Raw genomic sequence first — 1,852 nt, 5'->3', positions numbered from 1 at the left:
AGAGGTATGCTATCGTTTCAATCGTAGGTTTTGGAATAAGGAAGTGTTCCATCGCTTATTATTTGCTTGCGCTACAACGACCACTATAACGAGGGATGAGCTGATGTCAAAAAAGCGGGTCAGCTAAGTCAATAGGCAATTATATTAATATGAACATAAATATGGAGGATTTTTCATACATATTATAAGATAGAAAAGATGGGATAACCATAAACACATGTAAATATGATAAGTATCAAGTGAAGGAAATTTCATTCGGTCGATATATTTAAAAAATAAAACCCTAAAAATAGATAACTGACATATTGTTGCTGTGGAAAAGCATGATATGGTACTTAAACATAAAAATATTGCAGTATATTTTCTTCAATAAACCAGTCATGATATATAATAGAATTAAGATATCTGTGATACAATATATAGTATATTCCTACGTCAATATAGTGACTAAACGCCATTATATTGACGGATTTGTCTTTTGCTCGTTGATTTAGATCCTTATATCCATGAATAATTGTTTTAGCGGAATATTTTTTGACATTAGCCAGTAACTATTTAAAATATATAGGATAAATCCCCTATTATTTCCTTTTTCCTTACTATGATCCTTTCCTTAATTATTAACCGAATTTTAATTTGTTCGTAATAATATCAAAACAAATCTTTATTATAAAATATCCGGTATTACAAAAAGCACTAAAAGCAAGAAAAGTAGGCATAATGTTTTTTTATTATAAAATCATTAAAACCACAGGAGGATAATATGGAGATTTCATGCGGATTAAAACTTGAATGCTATACAGGACACCTTACAAAAAGCCCTTGCAGGGATTGCGGGTTAAAAGACAATCTTCCGTCTTGTTCCGTTAATTGTAAAATATTGAGTAAGGTACAAGCGGATTTGGCCGGTATGATATCGTGTTCAAATAACTGTTCGGAATTTGAGCCATATTCCCTTTCAAATTATAAATCCTTATCAATTTAAATAGCCTTCTTAAGATGATGCTAAGGATCAGTACTCCCGGGTATCATGAAATAAAACATTAATTGAGATGAAACCTGATGAAGGTTATTCTTTCCGGTATTAGAAGTAATATATTAATTTCATAAGACTTACTTTATTATTAATTAACGGAGGCCTCCATGTATGAATATCATATTGTACCTAAGTCAGATTCAGACAAACATTTTCAGAAAGCCCTGATAGGATTTAAGCCTATTCCAAGCGTTAACTCCAAAAACGAGCTATGCACATTTTGTGGCTGTAAACATTCAAACTTGCCAATGGATGAAATAATTGCGGTTGGATTCGGCAACGCATTATTAACCAGGAATGGTAATTGTATATATTCGGAAATAGATGCCCAAAGCTGCGGCGATTATATGTCTGTGGCTCAGGCTGAAGAAATGGCTGCAGCAGATCCTGACCAGGACTGGAGGATACATCTTTTGGCTCCTTTTAGTGAACAGCACTATCAGCGCCAGGGCGAATGTCATTGGGTATTATATGAAAAGTGCGAAGGGTTTGCATGAAAATAAAAAAGATATGATAAGCAAAAATATAAGGAATAAGGATAGATTGTGAATATCACCAATCTTATCCTATGGTTGAACAAGCCAACTATCTTTATATTATAGCAATTGTCATAAATCTGTTCCGATTGGGTATGGGTACGTATACCCAATTACAACAAAGCAATCGGAATATTATTAACTTGAGAGTCCAAAGTTTAAAGCCATCAAGCTGCCAGCGGTATCCGGTCCGGTGGCAGCTTTTTGCTCTTTGACATAATTATTGGATATATCGCACAGTTGTTGAAAAAACGAAAATTAAAGTAGTACTCTTCTTGGA

General features: G+C 33.5%; 1 protein-coding gene and 1 pseudogene. Both read left to right on the top strand.

Annotated features, from left to right (window positions below):
• A pseudogene (locus VXK47_RS12920) lies at positions 1 to 127 on the top strand (IS1595-like element ISDssp6 family transposase); the annotation flags it as partial.
• A 1,016-nt stretch (positions 128 to 1,143) separates the two neighbouring features.
• Complete coding sequence (locus tag VXK47_RS12915) at positions 1,144 to 1,533, top strand: hypothetical protein (protein WP_435549195.1); 390 nt, start codon at positions 1,144 to 1,146, stop codon at positions 1,531 to 1,533.
• Positions 1,534 to 1,852: the final 319 nt, after the last annotated feature.

It is taken from the genome of Desulfobacterium sp. N47, assembly GCF_051233685.1.
Classification (GTDB): domain Bacteria; phylum Desulfobacterota; class Desulfobacteria; order Desulfobacterales; family RPRI01; genus RPRI01.
The sequence above is the reverse complement of the archived record's forward strand: the minus strand, read 5'-3'. Positions and strand labels throughout refer to the sequence as shown.